The 15,479-nt window shown below is 52.0% G+C and carries 11 protein-coding genes; 6 read left to right on the forward strand and 5 right to left on the reverse strand.

The genetic code is table 11. The features are described 5' to 3' along the window. Positions 1 to 251 precede the first annotated feature (251 nt). From EX31_RS10605 to EX31_RS10615, 3 genes are all read right to left on the reverse strand, one after another. Entirely contained in the window at positions 252 to 884 is a 633-nt protein-coding gene (locus EX31_RS10605; RefSeq protein WP_037034680.1) for a Slp family lipoprotein, read from the reverse strand. A 62-nt stretch (positions 885 to 946) separates the two neighbouring features. Next, a complete protein-coding gene (tsaB, locus tag EX31_RS10610) occupies positions 947 to 1,648 on the reverse strand; it encodes a tRNA (adenosine(37)-N6)-threonylcarbamoyltransferase complex dimerization subunit type 1 TsaB (protein ID WP_015689882.1) in 702 nt (233 codons plus the stop codon). A 130-nt stretch (positions 1,649 to 1,778) separates the two neighbouring features. Further along, complete coding sequence (locus EX31_RS10615; RefSeq protein WP_037034682.1) at positions 1,779 to 3,692, reverse strand: ATP-dependent DNA helicase; 1,914 nt, start codon at positions 3,690 to 3,692, stop codon at positions 1,779 to 1,781. 142 nt (positions 3,693 to 3,834) lie between these two features. Between EX31_RS10615 and EX31_RS10620 the strand changes: the two genes are divergently transcribed. Beyond that, positions 3,835 to 4,179: a RidA family protein gene (locus EX31_RS10620; RefSeq protein WP_037034683.1), complete on the forward strand. Its 345-nt coding sequence runs from the start codon at positions 3,835 to 3,837 to the stop codon at positions 4,177 to 4,179. A gap of 65 nt (positions 4,180 to 4,244) precedes the next feature. Here EX31_RS10620 and EX31_RS10625 read toward each other — a convergent pair whose 3' ends face one another. Together EX31_RS10625 and zwf are read right to left on the reverse strand one after the other, a co-directional pair. Continuing rightward, positions 4,245 to 4,886, reverse strand: a complete 642-nt coding sequence (locus tag EX31_RS10625; RefSeq protein WP_037034685.1) for a bifunctional 4-hydroxy-2-oxoglutarate aldolase/2-dehydro-3-deoxy-phosphogluconate aldolase — start codon at positions 4,884 to 4,886, stop codon at positions 4,245 to 4,247. A gap of 198 nt (positions 4,887 to 5,084) precedes the next feature. After that, positions 5,085 to 6,560 (reverse strand): glucose-6-phosphate dehydrogenase, encoded by a 1,476-nt coding sequence (zwf, locus tag EX31_RS10630; protein WP_013575315.1) that lies wholly within the window; start codon positions 6,558 to 6,560, stop codon positions 5,085 to 5,087. 407 nt (positions 6,561 to 6,967) lie between these two features. On the opposite strand from zwf, the gene EX31_RS10635 reads away from it, so the two are divergent. The 5 genes from EX31_RS10635 to EX31_RS10655 all read left to right on the forward strand — a co-directional run bounded on the left by EX31_RS10635 (position 6,968) and on the right by EX31_RS10655 (position 15,439). After that, positions 6,968 to 7,837: a MurR/RpiR family transcriptional regulator gene (locus tag EX31_RS10635; protein ID WP_013575314.1), complete on the forward strand. Its 870-nt coding sequence runs from the start codon at positions 6,968 to 6,970 to the stop codon at positions 7,835 to 7,837. 234 nt (positions 7,838 to 8,071) lie between these two features. After that, positions 8,072 to 9,514: a pyruvate kinase gene (pyk, locus tag EX31_RS10640; RefSeq protein WP_013575313.1), complete on the forward strand. Its 1,443-nt coding sequence runs from the start codon at positions 8,072 to 8,074 to the stop codon at positions 9,512 to 9,514. A 633-nt stretch (positions 9,515 to 10,147) separates the two neighbouring features. Continuing rightward, positions 10,148 to 11,716 carry a pyridoxal phosphate-dependent decarboxylase family protein gene (locus tag EX31_RS10645; RefSeq protein ID WP_037034687.1) on the forward strand — a complete coding sequence of 523 codons (1,569 nt, stop codon included), beginning with the start codon at positions 10,148 to 10,150 and terminating at the stop codon, positions 11,714 to 11,716. Between the two features lie 13 nt (positions 11,717 to 11,729). Continuing rightward, on the forward strand, positions 11,730 to 13,040 hold the full coding sequence (locus tag EX31_RS10650; RefSeq protein ID WP_037034688.1) for a lysine N(6)-hydroxylase/L-ornithine N(5)-oxygenase family protein: 1,311 nt from the start codon (positions 11,730 to 11,732) through the stop codon (positions 13,038 to 13,040). A gap of 14 nt (positions 13,041 to 13,054) precedes the next feature. Then, the gene (locus EX31_RS10655) at positions 13,055 to 15,439 is read left to right on the forward strand and encodes a GNAT family N-acetyltransferase (protein WP_037034689.1); all 2,385 of its coding nucleotides are present in this window, start codon (positions 13,055 to 13,057) and stop codon (positions 15,437 to 15,439) included. Positions 15,440 to 15,479: the final 40 nt, after the last annotated feature.

The raw sequence follows: 15,479 nt of genomic DNA on the forward strand, positions 1-15,479 counted from the left end.
ATATTTTAACTCAGCTTACCAGTTGCGTTTCAAACAATGTCGAGGTTGAGAGGCGGGTCACTTTTTCTGTGCCCTTACTTTGTCAACCGTCCATGGCAGAAAATAAAAAGGCGGCAATTAAGCCGCCTTAACAACGCTTCTCTTCAGGTCATTTCCCGGGCAGCGGCACAACAGAATGCGTCGCTGCCGGTTTTACTGTTGCCGGGGGAAGCGCGCCATGAGAAGGCGGAGCTCCACGCGGCGGCGGCGGTCTATTCGGTGACGACGCTTTCGACCCGGGCCGGTGCTGTATTATACCAGCCGGGACCCCAACCGGGCCCAAACCCCCGCCCCCAGGAATCATACGGTCCGCCAAAACCATAGCCCCACGGGCCGATAGGTTGCGGAGGCATGACGACCTGTTGCTGTATCCGCCAGCGTTTGTAGCTGTTGACATTAACGGTAACGAAATCATAAGACGTCTGGCCGATAGTGCCCTTTTCCACGCCGGTAATTGGCCCGACGACGGTCACTAACTGATTGCGGTAATCCACCGGATCCACAAAACCGTTAATGTAAGCCATAATGCGTCCGCGTGATGCTGCCCCTAAAATCGGGCGAGCACCGTCATCCAGCGGAACAGTTGCGATTTCCAGACGCGTCTTGTTTTGCAGGTTGGTTACGGCAATCACTTTGCCGCCAAAACGCGACTCCTGCCCGACGTACAAATTCGGCGCGCCCTGCACGGCCTGTAAATTCATTTGCGGCGTAGCCGTGGTCCCACGAATTTCATCGGGCACGGTGACACACCCTGATAATACCAACACGCTGAGTGCAACAGCACTCAGCACCATTTTATTACCCGTTACACCTGATAACTGCTGAACAACAGACCACTTACGCATTACGATGACTCCTGTGCAAACTCTTCATTTTGACCGTCTTTTGATGCACAAGTTGCCATGACTTATCGGCCTGGCAGCTTTTTCCACGTAACTTCATTACGCAGGTAAGTCGGTTCAGCATCTTCCGGATTAACGCGAATACCGTTTTCCCAGAGCTGCAGCGCCAGCGGCAACATATCTTCCGCCTGCGGCAGTAACATTTTTCCATCAAATAAATCTGCCGCCGGGGATTCACCCAGTAAATGCGGATAGGCTTCCCAGCCCGTACCCACGGTGGCAAAGCGCCCGTTTCGCTCAACGGTACGCGCCAGCAGTTGTTCAGGTTTGATGACTGTCTCGGTATTTTCACCGCTCCAGACACCTTGTGTATTGCGGGTAAATTCACCCCAGTACACTTCGCCCATGCGGGCATCAATGGCTGCCAGCACCTGTTCCGCGCCGGTCTGGCGGTAAGCACCCTGCGCCATGGTGAGTAAGGTGGAGACGGGCAACAAAGGCAGTTCCGCGCCGAGCGATAAGCCTTGCGCGATACCAATGCCGATGCGCACGCCGGTAAAACTACCCGGTCCCCGGCCAAAGGCCAGTGCGTCGAGTTGTTTCAGGGAAAGCCCCGCTTCGGCGAGGATCTGCTGCACCAGCGGCAGAATGCGCTGCGTATGTTCGCGGGCGCAGAGTTCAAAATGAGCGAGCGTTTCGCCCTGATCGTAAAGCGCAACCGAACAGGCTTCTGTCGCCGTATCAATTGCTAAAATTCGCGTGGACATGCCAAACCTCAGGCGGGGAAATTAATAAGTTATACCCTCAATACCTCGCGCGCAGTCAACGCATCTGCAACGTGAAATATGACGGGTATAAGAGCCTTTTTCGGGGCGGCATCTTAGCATAAACAAAGGGCTAATTCTGCTCTTCAGCGTTTTGTAAAAAGCGGATCGCTTGCGTCAGATCTCGCGTGCGTGGCGTCGGCGGCAAGCTGTTGAGAAAAACTTCACCATACGGACGCATTACCAGCCTGTTATCGCAAATCACCATCACCCCGCGATCATCCGTATCACGGATCAAACGTCCGACACCCTGTTTAAGCGTAATGACAGCATCCGGTAATTGTACGTCATTGAACGGATCTCCGCCGCGCAGACGGCAATCCTCAATACGGGCTTTGAGCAATGGATCATCAGGCGACGTGAACGGCAGTTTGTCGATAATTACGCACGACAGCGCGTCACCGCGCACGTCCACCCCTTCCCAGAAACTGCTGGTGGCGACCAGTAAGGCGTTACCGGCTTCGACAAACTGCGCCAGCAACTGGCCCTTGCTGGTTTCGCCCTGCAACAAAACCGGCAGCGTCAGGCTGGCCCTGAATTCTTCCGCCAGTTCACGCATCATTTTGTGAGACGTACACAGGAAAAAACAGCGGCCTTTATTAGCTTCGATAAGCGGGCGCAACATACGCGCCAGCTGTTTCGAACTGCCCTGCACATTTGATTCAGGCAGAAAACGCGGAACGCACAACAGCGCCTGTTTGGCGTAATCGAACGGGCTCGGCAGCAGCAACGTTTCTGCCTCATCCAGCCCCAGACGCTCAGTAAAATGATGCAGCTGATCGTTCACCGAAAGCGTTGCCGAGGTGAAAATCCACGCCCCCGGTTTTTCTTTCATCATCTCGCTGAATTTGTCGGTCACCGACAAGGGAGTCAGCGCCAGGACGAAATGGCGTGAATTACATTCGTACCAGTAACTGTAACCGGGGATCGACACGTCTTTCAGGCGTTTGAGACGGTTGCGGTAAAGCGTGGCGCGCTCGAAAGCCGCATCCAGCAACGCAGAACGGCCGAGGGACAATTTAACCACGTCGTAGCAAAGTTCCAGCGCGTCATCGAGCAACAGTAAGGCACGCTGAATGGCGGGCTGACTGAGAACATCGCGAAGATTGCCGCGAAAACCGGGCTCGCCGAGCGCCAGACGGAAATCCATCGTGCTCTGGCTAAGCCGGTCAGCGCTTTTCTGCAACTGCACAGAGTCACGGACTTCCGTGCGGTAAGCAATAGTAATGTCTTTTGCCATATCAAGCAGCTGGCGGCTGGTGACCTGCTGGCCAAAATACTGGCTGGCGATGTCAGGGATCTGATGGGCTTCGTCGAAAATCATCACGTCAGCTTCGGGGATCAGCTCACCAAAGCCGCTCTCCTTCACCACCATGTCCGCCATAAACAGATGATGGTTCACCACCACCACATCGGCGTCCATCGCCTTACGGCGGGCTTTTACCACGAAACATTCTTTGTAAAGCGGGCAGTCACTCCCCAGACAGTTGTCGTTGGTACTGGTCACCAGCGGCCAGACAAAGCTGTCTTCAGGTACCACGGTGCAGGTGCTGATATCGCCCTCTTCCGTGCTGCTCGACCAGTGACGCAGATGCGCCAGTTCGCTGAGCGCCTGGCTGGCAAGATCGCCGCCGGAGAGCGATTGCTGCTCCAGACGTTCCAGACATAAATAGTTTGAGCGCCCTTTCAGCAGCGCCAGACGGCCCTTGAAATTCAGCGCGCTGGCAACTTTGGGCAAATCGCGGGAATAAAGCTGATCCTGTAAGTTTTTCGAACCGGTGGAGATAATGACTTTTTTGCCGGAGCGCAATGCCGGTGCCAGATAAGCGTAGGTTTTACCGGTACCAGTACCGGCTTCCACCACCAGCCCTTGCTTACCGCTGATGGCTTTGCTGACAGCCTGCGCCATCAGACGCTGAGGTTCACGGGGTTTAAAACCTTCAATTTTCTGCGCCAGTGCGCCGTCTGTTGCGAAATCGTCTGTCACTCTGTCTCTCTACCTGTACGGATCAGCAGTGATTATGCCAATCCCTCGCCCCGACTACCACCGCCATCTGCCAATCCAACGTATTCATCCTTTGTGATACCCTTAGCGGCATCATAAAAAAGTGACTAACTGGAGCCATAATATGACCATCGAGCGTATCCGACCTGAGCCACGGATGTCCGACATCGTTATCCATAACAACACCATTTATTACACGGCAGTGCCGGAAAATCTGGACGCGAATGCAAAAGACCAGACCGCAGAAACGCTGGCCATTATCGATGCTGCGCTGACGGAAGCGGGCTCGGATAAGAGCAAAATTCTCGATGCCACACTGTTTCTGGTCAATAAAGAAGATTTCCCGGCGATGAATGAAGCCTGGGATGCCTGGGTATCACCGGGCAATGCACCGGAACGCTGCACGGTTCAGGCTAACCTGATGAATCCGAAATACAAAATTGAAATCAAGATCATTGCCGCACGCTAAGCACTGATCAGCAGACATAAAAAAACCTCCCGCGGGAGGTTTTTCATTTTCAGCACGTCGCTGTTTTAGATCTTTGCACCGGCGACCGCTTCTTTCGCCAGCTCAGTAATGCGTGCGTAATCACCGCTTTCCAACGCATCGGCTGGCACCAGCCATGAACCACCGATACACAGCACGCTTTTCAGCGCCAGGTAATCACGGTAGTTCGCTGGCGAAATTCCGCCAGTCGGGCAGAAACGCACCTGCGGGAACGGACCGGCAATCGCCTGCAACGCTTTCACGCCGCCATTGGCCTCAGCCGGGAAGAACTTAAATTCGCGCAGACCAGCATCCAGACCCATCATCAGTTCGGATACCGTACAAATCCCCGGGATTAAAGGAATAGAACCGGCATTGGCTGCTTTCAGCAAAGCATCAGTCAGGCCAGGGCTAATCGCAAACTGGGCACCCGCCTCGGTCACTTCAGCCAGTTGCTCAGGATTGAGTACCGTACCTGCGCCAATGATAGCGTCCGGCACTTCTTGAGCAATGGCACGGATCGCATCCATCGCGCATGGGGTGCGCAACGTCACTTCCAGCACACGGACGCCACCCGCAACCAGCGCTTTAGCCAGCGGAACCGCATGCTCCAGTTTGTTGATAACAATCACAGGAACAACCGGCCCTGAGGTCAGAATTTGTTCCGCGCGTGTTTTCCAGTTTTTCATCTTGTTCTCCATTCATGCCCGCAGGCACCGTTGTGATTGATGGCGCGCCCCTGCCACAGGGACCAGCAGAATTTAAACCCTGCCAGTAACCGACCACACCCGATTGGACGATACTACTCTCCCCGTCATACTTGAAGCCGCAGCGGCGTTGCTGCAACTCCAATTATTTTGGGGAGTAATGACTCAATAAATTATTCGTTACTCGAACTCGTTCCAGGAACGGCCGTCGCGGGTGATCATCGCCACGGAAGCCACCGGCCCCCACGTCCCTGACTGATACGGTTTTGGTGCTTCGCTTTCCGCAGCCCATGCGTTCATGATGGAGTCGACCCATTTCCAGGCTTCTTCCACTTCGTCACGACGGACGAACAGCGCCTGAATTCCACGCATGGTTTCCAGCAGCAGACGCTCGTAAGCATCGGCAATATGCTGTTCATTGAAGGTTTCAGTAAAGCTCAGATCCAGCTTGGTGGTTTGCAGACGGTGTTTGTGCTCAAGACCCGGCACTTTGTTCAGCACTTCGATCTCGATACCTTCGTCCGGTTGCAGACGAATAGTCAGTTTGTTCTGCGGCAACTGCTGGTAGGAATCACGGAACAGGTTCAATGCCGGGTTTTTAAAATACACCACGACCTCAGAACATTTGCTCGGCAGACGCTTACCGGTGCGCAGGTAGAATGGCACACCCGCCCACTGCCAGTTGTCGATATCCACACGAATAGACACGAAAGTTTCGGTGCTGCTGGTTTTTTTCGCACCTTCTTCTTCCAGATAGCCAGGGACTTTTTTGCCCTGTACGAAACCGGCTGTGTACTGGCCGCGCACGGTGTTTTCACGCACGTTTGACTGGTCGATACGACGCAGTGAGCGCAGCACTTTCACCTTTTCGTCACGGATACGGTCGGTGCTCAGATCAGCCGGAGGTGACATGGCGATCATGGTCAGAATTTGCAGCAAGTGGTTCTGGATCATGTCGCGCATCTGACCGGCGTCATCAAAGTAACCCCAGCGGCCTTCGATACCGACTTCTTCAGCGACCGTGATCTGCACATGATCAATGGTGCGGTTATCCCAGTTGCTGGCAAACAGATTGTTAGCGAAACGCAGTGCCAGGAGATTCAGTACCGTTTCTTTACCCAGATAGTGGTCGATACGGTAAACCTGGGACTCAGCAAAGTATTCCGCGACTTGATCGTTGATAACCTGAGAAGACTCCAGAGAGTGTCCCAGTGGTTTCTCCATCACGACGCGCGCAGGTTCTTTGTTCAGCCCTGCTTCGCCCAGACCGCGGCAAATCGCACCGAAGTGGCCTGGCGCGATCGCAAAGTAGTTAATGGTGGCGCGATTTTGCTGGTCAAGCATTTTGCCCAGCACTTTGAAATGCTTCACATCGTTGACATCAAGGTTACAGAAATCAAGACGGGCGCTGAGCTTATCCCACAGTTCCGGATCAATTTTTTCTTTCATGAAGGTGGTCAGTGCTTCTTTGACCACTTCGGTATAGGCCGCTTTGTCCCATTCCGCACGTCCGACACCGATGATGCGGGTGTCCGGGTGAATGTGACCCGCTTTCTCTAACTGATACAGGGAAGGCAACAGCTTACGGCGCGCAAGATCGCCCTTTGCACCGAAAATTACCAGATCACAAGCCTGGGCTGTCTGAGTTACCGCCATGTTCTTCTCCTCAATGCAGGAATACCTAACATATTTCTGGTTGCTGTGCGTGAGCCGCAACTCGAATTATCTCGGGTACATATTGTAATTTTATTTCAGCAACAATGTACTCTGATTGTCCGTGAGCCGTAAACCATGTTCTGACAGGGGGATAACTCTGCGGAAAAGCTTGTTTTTATCATAAATGTCTCAGCGGATAGTAAAACCCACCACATTCTGTAATTTTATGACAAAACTGAACAGAATTTACCATACTGAAAGTTAGATCCCGGTCAAACTCTGACAAAAAAAGCGTTTTTTCGCCTGACTGACGCTGCCAACAGCATTAAGCGCGTAGTATATTTTCATCAAATCAACACGATTTCCTCTTTTCAAAGAAATCGTTGAAACCTATGAGTGTCATGCTTATGAATACGTTGGAAAAAATCCAGACCCACCTTGACATTCTGAGCAAGTCAGAACGCAAAGTCGCCGAAGTGATCCTGGCATCCCCACACATTGCAATCCACTCCAGTATTGCCACTCTCGCCCGCATGGCGGACGTCAGTGAACCTACTGTAAACCGTTTTTGCCGTCGCCTCGACACAAAAGGGTTTCCAGATTTTAAATTACATCTGGCACAAAGTCTGGCAAACGGCACACCTTATGTGAACCGTAACGTGGATGAAAGCGACAGCGTCAGCGCTTACACCAGCAAAATTTTTGAATCCGCTATGGCCAGCCTCGATCAGGTGAAAAATACTCTCGATATCGCTGCCATCAACCGCGCAGTCGATTTACTCACCCAGGCGAAAAAGATTTCTTTCTTTGGGCTGGGCGCATCGGCTGCAGTGGCGCATGATGCCATGAACAAATTCTTCCGCTTTAACATTCCCGTGGTGTATTTCGATGACATCGTCATGCAGCGCATGAGTTGCATGAATTCCAGCGAAGGCGATGTGGTGGTGTTGATTTCCCACACCGGCCGTACCAAAAACCTGGTCGAGCTGGCGCAACTTGCCCGCGAAAACGACGCTACGGTCATTGCCATCACGTCCTTTAATACGCCACTGGCGCATGAGGCCACGCTGGCTCTGTTACTGGATGTTCCGGAAGATACCGACGTTTATATGCCGATGGTTTCTCGAATCGCTCAGTTGACGTTGATTGATGTGCTGGCTACCGGGTTTACGCTGCGTCGTGGTGCAAAATTCAGAGATAACCTGAAGCGGGTCAAAGAAGCGTTGAAAGAATCGCGCTTTGATAAGGGAATGGTCGTCCCTAACCTGCCGGAGTAAGCTCGTCATGCGAGTCGGCACATCAAACCATTCATAGAATATATGAACAAATCATCATTGATTTAATAGGGAGTCTGGCGGGAAATCTACGCGCAAAGTGCGCAGGGTAAATGTCAGACATGAGGTCAGCGGGTCACACAGGTGAAACCCTTTTGTATTACAATTACACCTAAACCCAATGTGGGCTCGCTGTTTTTTTGCATTACCATGTTTCATCAGTTAACGGAGTTAGGCATGTCCAGAAGGCTCAGAAGAACGAAGATTGTTACCACGCTCGGCCCTGCAACTGACCGCGACAATAATCTTGAGAAGATCATTGCTGCTGGTGCGAACGTTGTGCGTATGAATTTCTCCCACGGAACCGCTGAAGATCACATTCTTCGCGCGAACAAAGTGCGTGAAATAGCCGCGCGTCTCGGCCGCCACGTCGCGATTCTTGGCGATCTGCAAGGTCCGAAAATCCGTGTATCGACCTTCAAGGAAGGTAAAGTTTTCCTCAATATCGGTGACAAATTCCTGCTCGATGCCAACATGAGCAAGGGTGAAGGCGATAAAGAAAAAGTCGGCATCGACTATAAAGGTCTCCCTGCTGATGTGGTGCCGGGTGATATTTTGTTACTTGATGACGGCCGTGTGCAGCTGAAAGTGCTCGAAGTTCAGGGCATGAAAGTGTTCACGGAAGTGACCGTGGGCGGCCCGCTGTCTAACAATAAAGGCATCAATAAGCTGGGCGGAGGTCTTTCTGCCGAAGCGCTGACTGAGAAAGATAAAGCAGACATTATTACTGCGGCCAAAATGGACGTAGATTATCTGGCAGTTTCATTCCCACGCACCGGCGAAGATCTTAACTACGCGCGCCGTCTGGCACGCGATGCAGGCTGTAATGCGCAAATCGTGTCTAAAGTCGAGCGCGCTGAAGCGGTGGCGTCAGATGAAGCAATGGATGACATCATTCTGGCATCCGATGTCGTGATGGTGGCCCGCGGTGACCTGGGCGTTGAAATCGGCGACCCTGAGCTGGTGGGTATCCAGAAAAAACTGATTCGTCGTGCACGTCAGCTGAACCGCGCGGTGATCACTGCGACCCAGATGATGGAATCGATGATCACTAACCCGATGCCAACCCGTGCAGAAGTGATGGACGTAGCGAACGCCGTGCTCGATGGCACAGATGCGGTCATGCTGTCAGCGGAAACGGCTGCGGGTCAATATCCTGCTGAAACTGTGGCAGCCATGGCGCGCGTATGTCTGGGCGCAGAAAAAATCCCAAGCATTAACGTTTCCAAACACCGCCTGGACGTGGAATTCGATAACATCGAAGAAGCCATTGCAATGTCCGCCATGTACGCGGCAAACCACCTGAAAGGGGTCACGGCGATCATTTCCATGACCGAGTCCGGGCGTACCGCGCTGATGTTGTCACGTATCAGCTCCGGCCTGCCGATCTTTGCCATGTCGCGCCACGAACACACACTGAATCTGACCGCGATTTACCGCGGCGTTACCCCTGTCTTCTTCGACAGCGCAAATGACGGCGTAGCGGGCGCACAGGATGCCGTGAACTTACTGCGTGATAAAGGTTATCTTTTGTCAGGCGATCTGGTGATCATCACCCAGGGTGATGTCATGAGTACCGTCGGTACCACCAATACCAGCCGCATACTGCGTGTAGAATAATGGTGAAATGTAATAAGATATAAACATATGGCCGATCATCGTGATCGGCCTTTTTTATTTTCGGCCTGCCCCTGAATCTATTACCCCCTCCTGCTGGTCAGTGAACAGTCTTAATTTGATCATTATTTTGCCATTCGTTTGAAATAATCAGGTTCACTGCATAAAACATTGCGTGATGAAAATTCATTACACCTACAAACATTGCGCTTAAATATAACTTTTTATCGCAAGACAACCCTTCTTTTAAGTCAGCAAACGTATAACAAATACAGATTCATCTCATAGGAATGTGTACTCCGAACTTATCCTTCAGAAATTTATGTGACATACATCACATTAAACAATCAAAAAGTTCTGTTATGGGCAAATGTTCAATGTCGTTGTTGAATGATAATGATTTGCATTTATAATGATTCTCAATCGTTAAAACCTTGTATAAGTCCGCACTAAGGAATCCAAACAAGACATATCACTGTTTATTTTTTATAACATAAAATATTTAACCATACACTTTACAGGCATGGCCATCAGCCCTGCCTGCTGATGCTTACGTTCACTGCTAAATCCTGACTTTATCCGGGTGGCCGCCCCACGCCTGCTGAGGATGAAAAGGACTAACCAAAAGGATCCAGAATGAGCCAGATAAATAACTGGGAATTAATGCAATCCGGCACTCAAGACCTGACAATCACTCAGGCGAATATAAGCAAAAATAAAGGTTATATTTTTAACCAGAACAGCACTTCTGAATGGCAGACCCTGATTGAGCAAGGCCTCGAATTAATTAAAACCCATATTAACCATACTGAGAAACCTTTTTCCGGCGTTTCTCCGGCTGAATTAGCCGAGCAATTTCGCCATATTGACCTGACCAAACCTTTAGACGGAACGCGGCTGGCGCTGGAAGAACTGGATGATTTATATCTTCAGCACGCGGTCTATTTCCACCATCCGAAATACCTCGCGCATCTCAACTGTCCGACCGTAGTACCTTCCCAACTGGCGGAACTGTTTATCAGCGCCATCAACTCCTCTGTGGATACCTGGGATCAGAGCGCAGGCGGCACACTCATCGAGCAAAAAGTTATTGACTGGACACTCGCCCGGATCGGTTTTGGCGCACAGTCAGATGGTATTTTCACCAGCGGCGGTACGCAGTCTAATCTGATGGCAATGCTGCTGGCACGAGACAGTCATTGCAAACGCACCCGCCCGCAACACAGCATCAAGTACCAGGGGCTGCCGCCGGAAGCCAACCGCTGGCGTATTTTCAGTTCACAGGTCAGCCATTTCAGTATTCAGAAATCCGCTGCCCTGCTCGGCCTGGGTTATGACGCCGTGGTGCCAGTCGCCTGCGACAGCGCTTTCCGTATGGATATTGCTGCGCTCCGTCAGGAAATTGAGCGCTGCCACACTGAAGGGTTGATTCCAATTGCGGTCGTGGCAACCGCCGGTACGACTGACTTTGGCAGCATTGACCCGCTGAATGACATCGCTGAAATCTGCCGCCAGGAAAAAATCTGGATGCATGCTGATGCCGCGTACGGCTGCGGTTTGCTGGTTTCACCTCAGCATCGCCAGCGCATTGAAGGGATCCATCTGGCCGATTCCGTTACCGTGGATTATCACAAATCCTTCTTCCAGCCGGTGAGCTGCAGCGCATTCCTGGTTAACGATCACAGCCATCTGGAGCACGTCACGCACCACGCTGAATACCTGAATCCGCTGAGTGCGAAACTGGAAGGCACGCCAAATCTGGTGAACAAAAGTATCCAGACCACCAAACGTTTTGATGCCCTCAAAATGTGGCTGACGTTGCGCATTATGGGTCAACAAGCACTGGGAGAATCGTTCGATGTGCTGCTGGCACGCGCAACAGAAACGCATCAGATGATGGAACAAAATCCGAATATCGAAGTGCTGCATAAACCGGAACTGAGCACGCTGGTATTCCGTTTTGTGCCGCGTATCTCCATGAGTCATGAACAGATTGACGAAATCAATGCCGGGATCCGCAAGGCCATTTTCCGCGACGGCAGCGCCGTTATCGCCGGTACCAAAGTGCATCAGCGTCAGTATCTGAAATTCACTTTACTGAACCCCACCACCACCAGGGAAGACGTTGCCGATGTGCTCAGCCTGATCACGCATTACGGCAAAGAACTGACTGCCAGCGCGCTGAGCGCCGCGAAAAACCGGTAAAAGGAGCCGCACCATGAATATCCATTCAAACGACCAAACGTATGATTTCATCGCCGTGGGCATCGGCCCGTTTAACCTCGGGCTGGCCTGTCTGACTGAACCGGTGAAAGAGCTGAACGGTCTGTTTTTAGACCAGAATGACAGCTTCGACTGGCACACCGGTATGATGCTGGAAAGCGCGCATTTACAGACGCCGTTCATGGCAGATCTGGTAACTCTCGCCGATCCGACCAGCCCTTACAGCTTCCTGAATTACCTGAAATTACAGGGAAAACTTTACTCGTTCTACATCCGTGAAGACTTCTTCATGATGCGTAAAGAGTTCAATCAGTATTGCCAGTGGGCATGCAGCCAACTGACCAGCCTGCAATTCTCCACGCGCGTGGAACTGGTCACCTGGGATGCCGTGCAGGAATGCTATCTGGTTGAAACGCGCTCAACCAAAAGCGGCGAAAAGCAGATCTACCGCACCAAAAGGCTGGTTCTCGGCACAGGACCGTCGCCGTGGATACCCGCCTGTGCGCGGGATGCCGGCAGGAACGTGCATCATTCTTCGGCCTATTTGCCGAACAAAGAACAGGTACAGAATTCGAAATCCATTACCGTGGTCGGCAGCGGCCAGAGTGCCGCAGAAATTTACTATGACCTGCTCTCTGATATCGATAAGCACGATTACCACCTGACCTGGGTGACCCGCGCCCCGCGTTTCTACCCGCTGGAATACAGCAAACTGACGCTGGAAATGACCTCACCGGAATACATCGATTATTTCCACGCGCTGCCAATGAGCAAGCGCGATCAGCTCAATCGTGAACAAAAATGCCTGTATAAGGGCATTAACATCAGTCTGATCAACGACATTTATGATCTGATGTACGTCAAACGTCTCGACGGACCGCTGAATGTCGATTTGTATACACATTCGGAACTGAAAGCACTGACCCGCAGCCGCAGCGGCGAACTGGAAATGACCCTGCTCCACCACGAACAACAACAGGAATACCGACACCGCACGGAATCCGTGATCCTCGCAACGGGTTACGGCTATCAGCCACCGCAGTTTGTTGAAGGCATTTACAACCGTATTCAGTGGGATGACGCGGGCCGTTACGCCGTCAGGCGCAATTACAGCATCGATGCGCACAACCAGATTTTCGTACAAAACGCCGAGCTGCATACGCACGGCTTCGTCACTCCGGATCTGGGCATGGCGTGCTATCGCAACAGCACCATAATCCGCGAGATGCTCGGCACTGAAGTGTATCCGCTGGAGAAATCCATCGCCTTCCAGACCTTTGGGTCCCGCATCCCTGGCGCAAACTAACGGAGAATTTACCCATGTCTGATGCCATTTCAACCGCCGTATTCTCCTGCCAGCGCGACGCAGGAAAACTGTCTTTACGCCCGCTGGCGCTGGAGAAAGATGCCGCCGTTTTACATGACTGGATGACGCAGCCCTACGCACATTTCTGGGGAATGCAGAACAGTACCCTCGCAGAAGTCGACAGCTTCTATCGCAACCTGACTCACGGTAAACCGCTGGCGGCGCTGATGGGCGAAATAGACGGTCAGCCGCAATTTCTCATCGAATGCTATCCGGTTCAGGATGACCCGTTGCATGAATATTACGACGTCCAGCCCGGCGATATGGGCATGCATATTCTGCTGTCACCGGCTGAAAAACCGGTGTCAGGCTTCAGCTGGCAGGTGTTCTCGGCCGTGATGGAATACCTGTTCAGCCAGCCCGAAGTCCGCCGCGTAGTGGTCGAGCCGGATGTTCGTAACGAAAAGATTCACAAGCTGAATAAGCGCGCCGGTTTCCGCTATCAGAAACAAATTCAACTGACACATAAAACTGCATGGCTGGCATTTTGCCAGCGTGAAGATTTTTTTCAGGCAAGCCAGAAGGAAAAACACACCATGACTCCTGCAAATCTGCAAACCGGTGAGCACCTGCAACCGGAAATCTGGGCAAAAGCGAATGCCCTGCTGCTGCGTAAATGCCTGGCGGAACTGACCCATGAACGTCTGCTCGCGCCGCAGTCGTTGAAAACGACCGGCACCTGGACTGACTATCAGCTGGCAGTACCGGCCTCGGAAATAGAATATCGCTTCCGTGCCCACCAGTTGCCTCTGAATGACTGGATGATTGATCTCGACAGCATTCAGCGCCTGGATAATTTTATCCCGCAGCCGCTGGACGCGGTTAAATTTATCATTGAATTCGCGGAGCAAATTGGTATTTCCCAGGCCATGCTGCCGACCTATCTGGAAGAAATCAGCAGCACGCTTTACAGCAGTGCCTACAAACTGGCAAACAATCACACCACAGCAAAACAACTGTCGCAGGCCGATTTCCAGACCGTCGAAACCAGCATGACCGAAGGCCATCCGAGCTTTATCGCCAACAACGGCCGTATCGGTTTTGATGCTGGTGATTATGTCCGTTACGCGCCGGAAGCGGCCAATCCACTGCAACTGGTCTGGGTGGCGGTTCATCATGACAAAGCACATTTCGCCAGTGTCGAAGGTTTACCGTATGAAAAACTGATCGCGGAAGAACTGGGTGAAGCGCAGATTTGTGCTTTCACGCAAAAGCTGGTTGATAAAGGTGTCGACCCGAAAAACTACTACTTCATGCCGGTACATCCGTGGCAGTGGCAGAACAAATTACTGACCGTCTTCGCACCGGATATCGCCCGTCAGTTTCTGATTTATCTCGGTGAAGGTGATGATAACTATCTGGCACAACAGTCAATCCGCACCTTCTACAATGCCAGCCGTCCGAAAGGACGTTACGTTAAAACGGCGCTGTCGATCCTGAACATGGGTTTTATGCGCGGGCTTTCACCTTACTATATGGCGACCACTCCGGGCATTAATGAATGGCTGGCGGATCTGGTCGAAAACGATGCGTATCTGCAATCCACCGGTTTCAGCATTTTGCAGGAAGTGGCGTCACTCGGTTACCACAATCACTATTTCGAGCAAGCCATCAAAGGCGACAGCCCGTACAAGAAAATGTTTGCGGCGTTGTGGCGCGAAAACCCGGTCGCCTTGTTGCAGCCAAATCAGCGTCTGATGACCATGGCCGCCCTGCTGCACACCGATAAACACGGCGATGCGCTGATTGTCGAGATGATCAAATCATCCGGTCTGGCCACCGGCGACTGGCTTAAACGCTACATGCACGCCTATCTCAGCCCGCTGCTGCACTGCTTTTATCAGTACGACCTGGTGTTTATGCCGCATGGCGAAAACCTGATCCTGCGGTTCGAAAACAATATTCCGGTTAATGCTTTCATGAAGGATATCGCCGAGGAAATTGCGGTGATGAACCCCGACGCCAGCCTGCCGGAAAAAGCCAAACGTCTGGCGGTGGACGTACCGGAAAATCTTAAAATTTTGTCGATTTTCACTGACGTCTTTGCCGGGGTATTCCGCTTTATCGCCCGTATTCTGGAAGAACATGGCAATTATCCTGCCGGGCAGTTCTGGCAGGTGGTGGCCGAAGTGGTACGCGACTATCAGATTCAGTATCCGGAACTGTCGGAGAAATTTGCCCGCTATGACATGTTTGGCGCCGAGTTTACGCACTCATGCCTGAACCGTCTGCAACTGGCGAATAACCAGCAGATGATCAACCTGTCAGATCCGGCGCAGAACCTGAAATTCGCCGGCACGCTGGAAAACCCGATTGCGGCCTATGCTAACCGCTACTGAAAACCCGGTTTAATCTGATGAAGCTTTAATGCCATGAATA

Origin of the sequence: Rahnella sp. WP5, from assembly GCF_000745615.1 — a bacterium.
In the GTDB taxonomy this organism is placed as follows: domain Bacteria; phylum Pseudomonadota; class Gammaproteobacteria; order Enterobacterales; family Enterobacteriaceae; genus Rahnella; species Rahnella aceris.

Bases quoted from the DNA above. Each gene is read 5' to 3' on its own strand.
- EX31_RS10635 (WP_013575314.1), top strand. From the start codon at position 6,968: ATGAATACGTTGGAAAAAATCCAGACCCACCTTGACATTCTGAGCAAG.
- EX31_RS10605 (WP_037034680.1), bottom strand. From the start codon at position 884: ATGCGTAAGTGGTCTGTTGTTCAGCAGTTATCAGGTGTAACGGGTAAT.
- EX31_RS10625 (WP_037034685.1), bottom strand. From the start codon at position 4,886: ATGAAAAACTGGAAAACACGCGCGGAACAAATTCTGACCTCAGGGCCG.
- EX31_RS10650 (WP_037034688.1), top strand. From the start codon at position 11,730: ATGAATATCCATTCAAACGACCAAACGTATGATTTCATCGCCGTGGGC.
- zwf (WP_013575315.1), bottom strand. From the start codon at position 6,560: ATGGCGGTAACTCAGACAGCCCAGGCTTGTGATCTGGTAATTTTCGGT.
- EX31_RS10620 (WP_037034683.1), top strand. From the start codon at position 3,835: ATGACCATCGAGCGTATCCGACCTGAGCCACGGATGTCCGACATCGTT.
- EX31_RS10655 (WP_037034689.1), top strand. From the start codon at position 13,055: ATGTCTGATGCCATTTCAACCGCCGTATTCTCCTGCCAGCGCGACGCA.
- tsaB (WP_015689882.1), bottom strand. From the start codon at position 1,648: ATGTCCACGCGAATTTTAGCAATTGATACGGCGACAGAAGCCTGTTCG.
- pyk (WP_013575313.1), top strand. From the start codon at position 8,072: ATGTCCAGAAGGCTCAGAAGAACGAAGATTGTTACCACGCTCGGCCCT.
- EX31_RS10645 (WP_037034687.1), top strand. From the start codon at position 10,148: ATGAGCCAGATAAATAACTGGGAATTAATGCAATCCGGCACTCAAGAC.